This is a genomic window from Paracoccus sp. (in: a-proteobacteria) (assembly GCF_030536915.1).
In the GTDB taxonomy this organism is placed as follows: Bacteria; Pseudomonadota; Alphaproteobacteria; order Rhodobacterales; family Rhodobacteraceae; genus Paracoccus.
Genome location: NZ_JAUNPC010000006.1, coordinates 8,180 through 20,922 on the forward strand (window position 1 = coordinate 8,180; position 12,743 = coordinate 20,922).

General features: G+C 68.9%; 11 protein-coding genes and 1 pseudogene. 7 read left to right on the top strand and 5 right to left on the bottom strand.

Features of this window, described 5'->3' with window-relative positions; genetic code table 11:
• Positions 1-562: 562 nt before the first annotated feature.
• The 7 genes and pseudogenes from Q4F04_RS02170 to Q4F04_RS02200 all read left to right on the top strand — a co-directional run bounded on the left by Q4F04_RS02170 (position 563) and on the right by Q4F04_RS02200 (position 7,623).
• Positions 563-1,798 carry a DEAD/DEAH box helicase gene (locus tag Q4F04_RS02170; protein WP_303368242.1) on the top strand — a complete coding sequence of 412 codons (1,236 nt, stop codon included), beginning with the start codon at positions 563-565 and terminating at the stop codon, positions 1,796-1,798.
• Positions 1,799-2,048: 250 nt separating this feature from the next.
• Positions 2,049-3,215, top strand: a complete 1,167-nt coding sequence (locus tag Q4F04_RS02175; RefSeq protein ID WP_303368198.1) for a D-alanyl-D-alanine carboxypeptidase family protein — start codon at positions 2,049-2,051, stop codon at positions 3,213-3,215.
• Positions 3,216-3,227: 12 nt separating this feature from the next.
• Positions 3,228-3,653, top strand: a pseudogene (gene tmk, locus Q4F04_RS02180) (dTMP kinase); the annotation flags it as partial.
• 320 nt (positions 3,654-3,973) lie between these two features.
• The gene (locus tag Q4F04_RS02185) at positions 3,974-5,077 is read left to right on the top strand and encodes a DNA polymerase III subunit delta' (RefSeq protein ID WP_303368199.1); all 1,104 of its coding nucleotides are present in this window, start codon (positions 3,974-3,976) and stop codon (positions 5,075-5,077) included.
• Between the two features lie 4 nt (positions 5,078-5,081).
• Positions 5,082-5,885, top strand: coding sequence for a TatD family hydrolase (locus tag Q4F04_RS02190; RefSeq protein WP_303368200.1), 804 nt, complete (start codon positions 5,082-5,084; stop codon positions 5,883-5,885).
• Entirely contained in the window at positions 5,882-6,682 is an 801-nt protein-coding gene (locus tag Q4F04_RS02195; RefSeq protein WP_303368201.1) for an MBL fold metallo-hydrolase, read from the top strand. Before Q4F04_RS02190 ends, Q4F04_RS02195 begins: the two co-directional genes overlap by 4 nt.
• On the top strand, positions 6,679-7,623 hold the full coding sequence (locus Q4F04_RS02200) for an AEC family transporter (protein WP_303368202.1): 945 nt from the start codon (positions 6,679-6,681) through the stop codon (positions 7,621-7,623). Before Q4F04_RS02195 ends, Q4F04_RS02200 begins: the two co-directional genes overlap by 4 nt.
• On the opposite strand, the gene Q4F04_RS02205 is transcribed toward Q4F04_RS02200, so the two are convergent.
• Genes Q4F04_RS02205 through Q4F04_RS02225 form a run of 5 tightly spaced genes read right to left on the bottom strand, consistent with a single transcriptional unit; the run spans position 7,620 to position 12,687 of the window.
• Positions 7,620-8,177, bottom strand: a complete 558-nt coding sequence (locus Q4F04_RS02205; protein WP_303368203.1) for a hemerythrin domain-containing protein — start codon at positions 8,175-8,177, stop codon at positions 7,620-7,622. The genes Q4F04_RS02200 and Q4F04_RS02205 overlap by 4 nt on opposite strands.
• Entirely contained in the window at positions 8,174-9,145 is a 972-nt protein-coding gene (locus tag Q4F04_RS02210) for an ABC transporter permease (protein ID WP_303368204.1), read from the bottom strand. Before Q4F04_RS02210 ends, Q4F04_RS02205 begins: the two co-directional genes overlap by 4 nt.
• A 5-nt stretch (positions 9,146-9,150) precedes the next feature.
• On the bottom strand, positions 9,151-10,446 hold the full coding sequence (locus Q4F04_RS02215; RefSeq protein WP_303368205.1) for an ABC transporter permease: 1,296 nt from the start codon (positions 10,444-10,446) through the stop codon (positions 9,151-9,153).
• A 33-nt stretch (positions 10,447-10,479) separates the two neighbouring features.
• Positions 10,480-11,553 carry an ABC transporter substrate-binding protein gene (locus Q4F04_RS02220; protein WP_303368206.1) on the bottom strand — a complete coding sequence of 358 codons (1,074 nt, stop codon included), beginning with the start codon at positions 11,551-11,553 and terminating at the stop codon, positions 10,480-10,482.
• Between the two features lie 54 nt (positions 11,554-11,607).
• Positions 11,608-12,687 (bottom strand): ABC transporter substrate-binding protein, encoded by a 1,080-nt coding sequence (locus Q4F04_RS02225; RefSeq protein ID WP_303368207.1) that lies wholly within the window; start codon positions 12,685-12,687, stop codon positions 11,608-11,610.
• Between the last annotated feature and the right edge of the window lie 56 nt (positions 12,688-12,743).

Consider the following 12,743-nt stretch of genomic DNA (forward strand, 5'->3'; position numbering starts at 1 on the left):
CGGGCCTGAATGACGCCCCCGATAGCCGGACCAGACGCCCATCGAGGAAGCCGGGACGGGCGGGGCGCTGGCAAAACTGGTCGAGGCCGCAATCAACCGGCAGGCCGCGCCCCGATTGCCGCGGCGTTTTCAGGGGCGGCAACCCTCGGTCCTTGACTTTTCCCGCAAACTGGCCATGTTGCCCCGGTCGCCACCCGCTGCCGCGTGAGCAGCCGCAGGGCATCTTGTTCCCGCCAGGGCCGACGATCAGACTGGTTCCCCATGTCACGCAGGGTTGCCGGCGGGTTTCGTATCTGACCCGCGCCCCCTTGCCTGCCGCAGCCCCGCGCCGCGGCCTTCCGCGCGTTCCGGTACGAGGGGCGGCGACCAAGGACATGAGATGACCGACACCACCACCCGCCCGGCCCGCGCCCGGACCGACCGCAACCAGCACGACCACGAAAAGCCGCGCTCGGCCGGCTTCGACGCCCGTCGCGGTCCCGGCCGCGCCAAGAAGGCCCGTACCGAACCCGAGCCCTTCATCCGCCGCGCCATCCCGGACATGGACACGCCCTTCACCCGCATGGGCATCGACCCGCGGGTGGCGGTCAACCTGCCGGAACTCGGCCTGAACGAACCCACCCCGATCCAGACCGAGGCGATCCCGGCACTGGTCGCGGGCCGCGACCTGCTGGGCCTCGCCCAGACCGGCACCGGCAAGACGGCGGCCTTCAGCCTGCCCATGCTGTCCCGCCTTGTCATCAAGGGCGAGCGGGCCGAGCCGCACAGCTGCAAGGCGCTGATCCTGGCCCCCACGCGGGAACTCGCGACCCAGATCGCCCAGAACGTCGAGGGCTTTGCCCGCGGCACCGGCATCCGCAGCTTCCGCGTGGTCGGGGGCGCCTCGATCAACGTGCAGATCGACCGCCTGTCACGCGGCGTCGACGTGCTGATCGCCACGCCCGGCCGCCTGATCGACCTGATCGAGCGCAAGGCCGTCCGCTTCGACCAGACCCGCTATCTGGTGCTGGACGAGGCTGACCAGATGCTGGACATCGGCTTCATCCACGCGCTGCGCAGGATCGCCAAGCTGCTGCCGCGCGACCGCCAGACGATGCTGTTTTCCGCCACCATGCCCAAGCTGATGGAGGAACTGGCCGAAAGCTACCTGACCGACCCGGTCCGCGTGGCGGTGAACCCGCCCGGCAAGCCCGCCGAAAAGATCGACCAGGGCGTGCATTTCGTGAACCAGGGCGACAAGGCGGCGCTGCTGGCCGAGTATCTGGCGAAGCATCCGGGCGAGCTTGCCATCGTCTTCGGCCGCACCAAGCACGGGTCCGAAAAGCTGGCCAAGCTGCTGGAGAAATGGGGCTTCAAGGTCGCCGCGATCCACGGCAACAAGTCGCAGGGCCAGCGGGAACGCGCGCTTGCCTCGTTCCGGGCCGGCGACACGCAAGTGCTGGTGGCGACCGACGTGGCGGCGCGCGGGCTCGACATCCCGCAGGTGGCGCATATCTACAACTACGATCTGCCGAACGTGCCGGAAAACTACGTCCACCGCATCGGCCGCACCGCGCGGGCGGGACGCGATGGCCGTGCGGTGGCCTTCTGCGCCCCGGCCGAGGCGGGGGAACTGCGGGCGATCGAAAAGGCGATGAAGGCCGCAATCCCGGTGATCGGGGGCGAGCCGCCGGTCGGCATCCCCGCCGCGCCGCGCCCTTCGGGCCGCCCTGCCAGGCCGGGCCGCCCCGAGGGCCAGCACAAGCGTCCCGCCCGCCGCCCCTCTCGCGCGCCGAAATCGCAGCAGCGCGACGGCTGATTACGGCTCTGAGAACCATCTGGAAAACGCGCCACCGGCGCGTTTTTCACATTGAGGCCTCGTCGCAGGCCGCTGGCGAACATTCCGTCGACCCAGAGAGTGGCGGTCGGGCTGCCTTATCCCTGCGCTTCCCGCGAGAACGGCATTCAGCGAATCTTTACCTCCGGATGCAATGACTGTGGGGATGGGCAGCGTTGCGGGGCGGAACCGGCTGGGCTAACGCTGGGCCGAAACTGGGAAAGGAAACCTCATGCGCGCGCTCTGGTCCCGTGTTCTCGCCGGAATCGTTGCTGTGGTCGCCCTCGGCCCGCTCGGGGTGGCGGCGCAATCCTTTGACACCAATGCCCAGTCGGCCTGGGTCTATGACGTCGCGACCGGCAGCGTGCTGATGGAAAAGAACGCGCATGAGCCCATGCCGCCCGCCTCGATGTCCAAGCTGATGACCGTCTACATGCTGTTCGAGGCGGTGGATCAGGGCCGCGTGACGCTGGACACGCGCTTTCCCGTATCCACCAAGGCGCGGCAGATGGGCGGCTCGACGATGTTCCTGAACGAACTCGACCGGCCCACGGTGGATGAACTCATCAAGGGCATCATCGTGCTGTCGGGCAACGACGCCTGCGTCGTGGTGGCCGAAGGGCTGGCGGGAACCGAGGAAGCATTCGCCCGCGAGATGAACGCCCGCGCGCAGGAACTCGGCCTCGAGGACACGCATCTTGTCAATTCCTCGGGCTGGCCCGCACCGGGCCATGTCATGTCGGCCAGCGACCTGGGCAAGCTCGCCCAGCATCTGGTCGAGGATTTCCCCGAGCTTTACAGGAACTTCGCCCTGAACAGCTTTGAGTATGACGGCCGCGCCCCGGCCAATACCCGCAACCGCAACCCGATCCTCGGGCTTGGCATCGGGGCGGACGGGCTGAAGACCGGGCACACGCAAGAGGCGGGCTACGGTCTTGTCGGCTCGGCGGTGCAGGACGGGCGGCGGGTGATCTTCGTGGTCAACGGCCTGCCCTCGGAACGCGCGCGGGCCGAGGAATCGGAACGGATCGTCAACTGGGCCTTCCGCCAGTTCACCATGAAGACCGTCATCCCCAAGGGCGAGACGGTCGCCTGGGCGCCGGTCTGGCTGGGCCAGTCGCGCCGCGTCGCCCTGACGGCGCCCGAGGGCGTGAACGTGCTGATCCCCGCCGGCGCCGCATCCGGCGTGACTGCCGAAGCGGTCTTCGACGGTCCCATCGAGGCCCCGATCGCCGCCGGGCAGCGGGTGGGCGATCTGGTCGTCTCGGTCCCTGGCTCGGTCGAATCCCGCCTGCCGCTGGTCGCCGCGACCGAGGTGCCCCGCGCGGGCTTTGTCGGGCGGCTGCAGAACGCCGCCTTCCGGCTGGGCGAGCGCGCCGTGGCCGCTGTCGGCGGCTGAGACGGCGCCACGGTGTTCATCAGCTTCGAAGGCATCGACGGGTCGGGCAAGTCCACGCAGGCGCGGCTGCTGGCCGAAAGCCTGCGGGCCGAGGGCCGCGAGGTCGTTCTGACCCGCGAGCCGGGCGGCTCGCCGGGGGCGGAACAGATCCGCCGCCTGCTGGTCGAGGGCCGTGCCGACCGCTGGTCCCCGGAAACCGAGCTTCTGCTGTTCACCGCCGCCCGCCGCGACCACCTGGAACGCACCATCCTTCCCGCGCTGGATCGCGGCGCCTGGGTGGTGACCGACCGCTTCGCGGATTCCACCCGGGTCTATCAGGGCGTCGCCCGCGCCGATCTGGCGCAAGCCGTCGAGGACCTGCATCGCCTGCTGATCGGGATCGAGCCGGACCGGACCTTCGTGATCGACCTCGACCCCGCCGAGGCGCTTGCAAGGGCGACAGGCCGGATGCCCGCCTCACCCTCCCCCGTTGCGCATGATTCCGCCGGGGCCTCGCTGCCCCCTTTGGCCGAGGGTGTCGCATCGCCGGTTTCCGTCGGGACTGTCACGCCTGCGGATGCAGACCAGCAACCTGATCCCTCACTCCCTCGGGCCATGGATCTTGCCGCCGAAGACCGCTTCGAGGCGATGGGCCTCGGCTTCCAGACCGCGCTGCGCCACGGCTTCCGCGATCTCGCCCGCGCCCATCTCACCCGCTTCCGGCTGATCGACGGCAGCGGCCCAGCCGAAGCCGTGGCCGCCCGCGTCAGGGCCGCGATATGAGCGACGATCCCGATCTTCCGGTCGAATCCGACCGCGTTCCCGGCGCGCCGCACCCGCGCGAGACGCGCCGGCTGGTCGGTCAGGACCCAGCCCTTGCCGCCTTCCGGACCGCCGCCGCCTCGGGCCGGATGCATCACGGCTGGCTCATCACCGGCCCCCGCGGCACTGGCAAGGCGACGCTGGCCTGGGTCATCGCCCGCTGGCTTCTGGCCGAAACAGGCTCGCCCGACCTGTCGGTGCCCGAGGATCACCCCGTCGCCCGCCGCCTGCGCGCCATGTCCGAGCCGCGCCTGCATCTGGTCCGCCGTTCGCTTGACGACAAGGGCCGCCTGCGGGCCGAGATCGTGGTCGAGGACATCCGCAAGCTGCTGTCCTTCTTCCACATGAGCGCGGCCGAGGGCGGCCGCCGCATCGCCATCATCGACGCCGCCGACGACATGAACACCGCCGCCGCCAATGCCGTGCTGAAGATGCTGGAGGAACCGCCCGAGGGCGCGGTCCTGCTGCTGGTCGCGCACCAGCCCGCGCGGCTTCTGCCGACGATCCGCTCGCGCTGCCGCGAGCTGCGACTGATGCCCTTGTCGCCCGAGGACATGGCGACGGCGCTCGCGCCGCTTGAGGTGGGGGGCGATCCGGCGCGACTGGCGGCGCTTGCCGGCGGTTCGGTGGGCGAGGCGCTGCGGCTTTCGGGCCAGGACGGGCTGGACCGCTATGCCGATCTCGTCGCGCTGTTTGCCCGGCCCGAGATGGACCGGCAGGCCGCCGCTGCCTTCGCGCAGGACGCGGCGGGCCGTCCGGGGGCCGGGGGCGATCCCTTCGACCTGACCATGACGCTGCTTGACCGCTTTCTGTCCCGCGCCGCGCGCACCGGGCTGATGGGCGCGCCGCTGCCCGAGGCAGCAGACGGCGAAAGCGCCGTGCTGGCCCGCATCTCGCCCGACGACCGCGCCGCCCGGCACTGGGCCTCTGCGCAGGCCGAACTCTCGGCGCGCGCCCGCGCCGGGCGGGCGGTCAACCTTGACCCTGTGGCGCTGGTGATGGATATGCTCCTGACCCTGGCGCAGGCCCCCGGTGCCACCGAGGCGCGGGGCCGAGGATGACGCGATGACCCCGACCGACAATCTTGCGCCGGCATTGGTTGACAGCCACTGCCACCTGGACTTTCCCGATTTCGACGGGCAGCAGGCCGATCTGGTCGCCCGCGCCCGTGCCGCCGGCGTCACCCGCATGGTCACGATCTGCACCCGCCTGCGGCTGGAACCGCAGGTCCGCGCCATCGCCGAGGCGCATGAGGGCGTCTTCTACGCCGCCGGCACCCACCCGATGCAGGCGGCCGAGGAGCCGCTGGCGACGGTGGACGAACTGGTTACCCTGTCAGCGCATCCCAAGTGCGTCGGTATCGGCGAAACCGGGCTGGATTACCACTATACCGCCGAGAGCGCCGCCACTCAGGCCGAGAGCCTCGTGATCCACATCCAGGCCGCGCGGCAGACCGGGCTGCCACTGATCATCCATTCGCGCGATGCCGACGGTGACATGGCCGCGATCCTGACGCGCGAACATGCCGCGGGGCCGTTCTCGGCGGTTATGCACTGCTATACCTCGGGGCCGCAACTGGCGCGCACGGCGCTGGACCTCGGCTTCTACCTGTCCATGTCGGGGATCGCGGCCTTCCCGCGTTCCACCGAGATCCGCGAGATCTTCGCGGCCGCCCCGCGCGACCGGGTTCTGGTGGAAACCGACGCGCCTTTTCTTGCGCCCCCGCCCCATCGCGGCAAGCGCAACGAGCCGGCCTATGTCGCCCATACCGCCCGTGTCGGCGCCGAGCTTTTCGGCATGACCTTCCCTGAGTTCGCGGCGCTGACCAGCGCCAATTTCGACCGCCTGTTCTCCAAGGCCGCCGCATGATCCGCGCGACGATCCTCGGCTGCGGGTCGTCGGGGGGTGTGCCGCGGCTGGGCGGGAACTGGGGTGCCTGCGATCCGGCGAACCCCAGGAACCGGCGCCGGCGCTGCTCGCTGCTGGTCGAACGGCGGGGCGCCGGGGGGACGACCCGCATGCTGATCGACACCGGGCCGGACATGGTGCCGCAACTACTGGATGCGGGCGTGGGGCTGCTGGACGGCGTGGTCTGGACCCATCCGCATGCCGACCATATCCACGGCATCGACGACCTGCGCCAGATCGTCCATAACCGGCGATCCATCCTGCCGGGCTGGGCCGACCGGCCCACCACTGCGGCGCTGATGAGCCGCTTCGGCTATGCCTTCGAGACGCCGCCCGGATCGCCCTACCCTCCGATCCTTGAACTGCATCTGATCGGCGGCCCCTTCACGATCCAGGGCGAGGGCGGCGCGATCCATGTCACCCCCTTCACCGTGGACCACGGCATTCCCGCGCTGGGACTGCGCATTTCCGAGGGTGAGGACGCCCCGGCGCTGGTCTATCTGCCCGACGTGCTGGCGATCCCCGATGACGCCTGGCCCGCGATCATGGACGCAGAGGTCTTCATCTGCGACGCCCTGCGCCGCACGCCGCACCCGAGCCACGCGCATCTGGCGCTGGCGCTGGACTGGATCGAACGGTCCAGGACCAAGCGCGGCATCCTGACCAACATGCACATCGACCTCGACCACGACGCGGTGATGGCAGAGACGCCCGACCACGTCATCCCGGCCCATGACGGGATGGTCGTCGAGCTTTGAGCGCCCTTTTCGACGTCATCCTGCCGGTTTTCCTGGTGATCGGCGCGGGCTATCTCGTCTCCTGGCGCGGCTGGTTCAGCCCGGCGGGGGTGGACGGGCTGCAGCGCTATGCGCAGAACTTCGCGGTTCCGGTGCTGCTGTTCAGTTCGATGGCGGCGCTGGACCTGTCGGCCGACTTCGATCCCTGGCTGCTTCTGGCCTTCTACATCGGCGCGCTGAGTTCCTTCCTCGTCGGCTGGATCGTCTCGCGGCGGGTGATCGGGCGGTCGCCCGAGGACGCCGTCGCCATCGGCTTCGCCTGCCTCTTCTCGAACTCGCTGCTGCTTGGCGTGCCGATCATGGAACGGGCCTACGGGCCGCAGTCGCTGGCGGGCAACTTCACCATCATCGCCCTGCATTCGCCCCTGCTCTACACGCTGGGGATCACGGTGATGGAGTTCACGCGCGCCCATGGCACCGGCGTCTCGCCCGGCCGGGTCGCGGTGCGGGCGCTGAACGGGGTGCTAAGGACACCGCTGGTCATCGGCATCCTTGCCGGGCTGGCGATGAACCTGCTGACGCAAGGCGGGCTGGTCCTGCCGGAAGGCTTCTGGGCGGCGGTCGAGATGATCGCGCGCTCGGCCCTGCCCGCCGCGCTGTTCGCGCTGGGGGGCGTCCTGCTGCGCTACAAGCCCCAGGGTGACGCGGCGTCCATCGCGCTGATCTGCGGCTGCTCGCTGATCCTGCATCCCAGCCTGACCTATGGGCTGGGGCTGGCCTTCGGGCTGGACACGGGCGGGCTGCGCTCGGCAGTGGTGACGGCGGCGATGGCGCCGGGGGTGAATGCCTATCTCTTTGCCAATCTTTACGGCGCGGCCATCCGCAGCGCGGCCTCGGCGGTGCTGATCGCCACGGCGCTGTCGATCCTGACCGTCTGGGGCTGGCTCGAGATCCTGCCCTAGACCCGCACCTCGTAATAGCCGAGGGCGGGGCCGATCTCGTCTTCCTCATAGCGGAAATGCGACCGCACGGCGCGGTCGAGGGCTGCGAAACCCTCGGCGCAGGCATCGAACTGGGCCGGTTCCGGGGCCAAGGCCAGTTCATCGGCAGCCTCGGCCAGAACCTCGATCAGATGCTCGAGTCCGCGATGCTCCTGCCGCAGCCGGAACAGCACGGCGTTCAGGGCCGTGTTCCCCTGCACCTCAAGCTGGGGATACAGGTGGAAATCCTCGATCTGGTGATGCGTGGTGATTGCCCGGCAGGAAGCCCCGCAGGCCGTCCCGAACAGCCGCAGGTTCTGCGCCATCGGCATCCCGCGCACGGCGGGCGCAAGTTCGCCCGGCTGCGCCAGCCCCGCCCGGATGTCGCCCATCAGCGCGGCGATGGCGGACAGGTCGCGCAGATAAAGACGGTGGATCGCCGCCAGTCCCCGGCCGTTCAGTTCCTGAAACGGTGTCAGGGTGAAGGCGGGCGCCTTGGGACGCGCCGCCTCGTCGTCGATCTCCTCGGGCGTCATGAGGGGGTCAGCCCGCGCAGCCGCTCGCCCCGGCGGCGCAGCAGTTCCACGGTCGCCAGCAGTGCGATCGAGAAGATCACCAGCAGCGTGGCGACGGCGAGGATCGCGGGGCTGATCTGTTCGCGGATGCCGTTCCACATCTGGCGCGGGATTGTCTGCTGGTCGGGACCGGCGATGAACAGCACCGCCACCACCTCGTCGAAGGAGGTCACGAAGGCGAACAGCGCCCCCGAGATCACGCCGGGCAGGATCAGCGGCATCGTGACCTTGAAGAAGGTCGTCCTCGGGTTCGCCCCTAGGGACGCCGCCGCTCGGTTCAGCGACTGGTCGAAGCCGATCAGCGTCGCGGTCACCGTGATGATGACAAAGGGGATCCCCAGCGTCGCATGGGCGAGGATCACGCCCAGATAGGTGTTCGCCAAGCATCCCGAGTTCGACAGCACCGGCGCCAGCAGCTGCCCGAAGGCCGAGGTCGTGTCCACGCAGGCGGACGAATAGAAGAAGAACATCCCCGTCGCCGTGATGATGATCGGCACAATCATGGGCGAGATCAGCACCGCCATGATGATCCGGCGAAACGGCATCTCTTTCCGCGCCAGCCCCAGCGCCGCCAGCGTTCCCAGCACGGTGGCAAGGATCGTCGAGAAGATCCCGATGATGATCGAGTTCTTGGCCGCGTTGATCCAGCGCGCGTTGTTCCACGCATCCGCCCACCAGCTCGTACTGCGCGGTGCATCCGGGTTCGCCATGCCGAAGGTCAGCAGCGTGTCATACCAGCGCAGCGAATAGCCCTCGGCGTCGAAGGAACGCATCTTGTCAGTAAAGGTGAAATAGGGCTCGGCGTTGAAGCTGAGGGGGATCACCACCACGATCGGCGCGATCAGGAAGAAAAAGATCGCCACGCAGATCGCGATGTAGATCCAGTGCCAGATCCGTTCCAGCGGCGAGGCATAGGTTGGCAGCGCCATTCGGTTCACCCCAGCTTGAGATTGTCGATCCCGACCATGCGGTCGTAGACCCAGTAGAGGATGAGGACGCCCGCCAGCAGCAGCGCGGCCAGCGCCGCGGCCATGGACCAGTTCAGCGTTTCCGTCATGTGCATGGCGATCATGTTGGAAATCAGCTGCCCCGACGAGCCGCCCACCAGCGCCGGCGTGATGTAGTAGCCGACCGCGAGGATGAACACGAGCAGCGCCCCCGCCCCCAGACCCGGCAGCGTCTGCGGGAAATAGACCCGGCGGAACGCCGTCCAGCTTGTCGCCCCCAAAGACCGGGCGGCGCGCACATAGCTGGGGTTGATCGTCCGCATCACCGAATACAGCGGCAGGATCATGAAGGGCAGCAGGATATGCGTCATGGCAATGATCGTGCCGGTGCGGTTGTAGATCATCTGCAGCCGGCCGTCCTGCCCGATCACCCCCAGCCAGACGAGAATGTCGTTCACGACGCCCTGCTGCTGCAGCAGCACCATCCAAGCGGTGGTCCGCACCAGCAGCGAGGTCCAGAAGGGCAGCAGCACCAGGATCATCAGCAGGTTCGACCGCCGCGTCGGCAGCGTCGCCAGCAGATGCGCGATGGGGAAACCCAGCACAAAGGTCAGCCCGGTGATCAGCAGCGACAGCCAGAAGGTCCGCATGAACAGCATGCCATAGACCTGCTGGCGCTCGGGGACGCTGACGATCTCGTTCTGGTCGTTGCGGGTCCGGTCCATCGCGGCGAGATAGAAGTTCGCCGTATAGGCCGTCGAGGCCGAACGCATGGCCCGCCACAGGGTCGGGTCCTGCCAGCGCGCATCGACCCCGGTCAGCGCCTCGCGGTAAGGCGGCTCGAACCCGCCGCGCGCCTGCCTGCCGGTCGAGGTGAACAGCGACCGCGTCCCCGGCACGTCATAGTTCATCCGGGTGCCCACGATGCCGATGGTGCGGGCCTCGGCCGCCGCCGTCAGGTCGGCGGCCAGCGCGGCGAAGGCCGTCTCGTCCGGCTGCGTTCCGGGCGCGTTCTCGGCGAACCATGCGGAGATCTGCGGCATGTTGGCCGCAAAGCCGTCGTTGTACATCGAGCGGTGCAGCATCTGCCCGATCGGGATCACAAAGGTCACGACCACGAACAGCAAAAGCGGCGCGACCAGCAGAAAGGCCCGCCGGCGCGCGCGGGCCGAACTGCGGGCCAAGGCGCGGGCCAGCGGCCGCCCGTCGGCGGTCGTCAGCGCGCCGGGAGCGCCGCCGGCCTTGGCGACGATGGCTGCATGGGGATCAAGAGCAGTTGCCATGTCGGTCCTATGAGCTTGGCCAGGGGCCGGTCGTCATTCGCTGCCCAGCCACGCGGTAAAGCGGGCGCGCAACTCGGTCTCGTGGTCGGCCCAGAAGGACGGGTCCACGAACAGGGCGTTGGTCATGTTGTCGGGCGCGGTCGGCAGGTGCGGGCCCATCGGCGTGGTGCCGTCGCCCGTGAAATTGCCCACCATCGCCTGCGCCGACCGGCGCGGCGGGCCATAGGGCAGGATCTCGGCGGCATGAGCCAGAACCTCGGGCGAAGTCGAGAAGGCGACGAAATCCCGCGCGGCATCCGGGTTGGGCGCACCCTTGGGGATCACCCAGCCCTCGACCTCCAGCATCTGGGCGTCCCAGAGGATCGCCAGCGGCAGCCCGTCCACCTGCGCGGCCTTGAAGACGCGGCCGTTATAGGCATGGGCCAGCGCGACCTCGCCATCGGCAAGAAGCTGGATCGGCTGCGCCCCGGCTTCCCACCAGACGATCTGGTCGCGGATCGTGTCCAGCTTGGCCAGGGCGCGATCCACCCCTTCGGGTGTGGCGAGCACGTCATAAACCTGATCCAGCGGCACGCCGTCGCCGACCAGCGCAAGTTCCATCGTGAACTGGGGCGTGCGGCCCAGACCCCGGCGGCCGGGAAAGCGCTGCAGGTCGAAGAAGTCGGCGGCCGTGGCGGGGGGCGTCTCAAGCCGCCCTGCGTCATAGGCGATCACGGTCGAATAGATGTCTGTGGCGACGAAGCACTCGGTCAGGGTGCCGGGCAGGAAATCCTCGGCCACCGAGCCGCCCGGCGCGGGCGCGAGGCGGGAGGGATCGATCGGTTCGGCGTCGCCTTCCTCGCAGAGCCGCATCCCCGCCCCTTGCCCGACGCTGGCGACATCGGCGGAAACGTTGCCGGCCTCGACCTGCGCCTTGACCATGCCCGCGGGGTCATCGGTATCGACGAAGCGCACCGGACGACCGGTCCGCTCGGTAAAGGGACGGGCCATCGCGGCATCCTGCAGCGCCGCGAAGTCGCCGCCCCACGAGACGATCACCAAAGGCGTCTGCTGCGCCCAGGCAGGCGCGGCAAGCATCATGGCGGCAAGGATCAGCGGTCTGTGCATCGGACTGTCCGGGTTGCAGGGGGCAGCCGGGGCGCGGACGCCCCCGCCATCATCTCAGCCGGCAAGCCAGGCGTTGAAACGTTCGGTCAGTTCGGTGCCGTGGTCGGCCCAGAAGCCGGCATCGTTGACCAGCGCGCTTTCGGCATTCTCGGGCGTGGTCGGCAGATAGGGCGCCATCCCGGTCGTCCCGTCCTTGTAGGTGCCGACGCTGGCCGCCGCCGATTTCCGCGGCGGACCATAGGCGATGTATTTCGACAGGTCCGCCTGTCGCGTCGGGTCCGAGGCGAAGGCGATGAACTGCATCGACTTCTCGACATCGGGCGCGCCCCTTGGCACCACCCAGTAGTCCATGTCGAGGTTCGCGCCGTCCCAGACGAAGGCGAAGGGCTTTCCTTCCTCGACAATGGCGTCGAAGATCCGACCGTTATAGGCCAGGGTCATCGAGACCTCCTTGTCGGCAAGCAGTTGCGGGGCCTGGGCGCCCGCTTCCCACCAGACCACCTGGTCCTTGATGCTGTCCAGCTTGGCAAAGGCGCGGTCCACGCCCTCGGGCGTCGCCAGCACGTCATAGACCTGGTCGGCCGGCACCCCGTCGCCCAGCAGGGCGAATTCCAGCGCGTATTTCGGGCGCTTGATGATGCCGCGCTTGCCGGGGAACTGCGCCGTGTCGAAGAAATCCGCGACCGTCGTCGGAGCCCCGTCCGGGAAGGCCGAGGTGTCATAGGCGATCACCGTGGACCAGACCATGATGGCGGTCGCACAGTCATGCAGCGCCTGCGGCAGATAGTCGTCGGCAGCCGGGGTCCCGTCCGCCGCGGCAGGCAGCGTCGCGGGGTCGATCGGCTCGATCAGCCCCTCGTCGCACAGGCGGATCACGTCCGACTGCTCGACATCATAAACGTCGCTGGTGACGTTGCCGGCCTCGACCTCGGCCTTCAGCTTGGCCGGGGGGTCCGAGTTGTCGACCATGTTGGCCTGGATGCCCGTCGCCTCGGAAAAGGGCCGGGCGAAGGCCTGGTTCACCGCCTCGCCGAAGGCGCCGCCATAGGTGGTGATGTTGATCGAATCCTGCGCCTGCGCCGCACCTGCGACGGCAAGCGCCAAAGCTGTTCCCGCGATCAGCTGTCGTGCCATGTCCGCTCTTTCGCAACCATAAGGGTGAAGGCGGCGCCACGCCGGGCGCCGCCGCC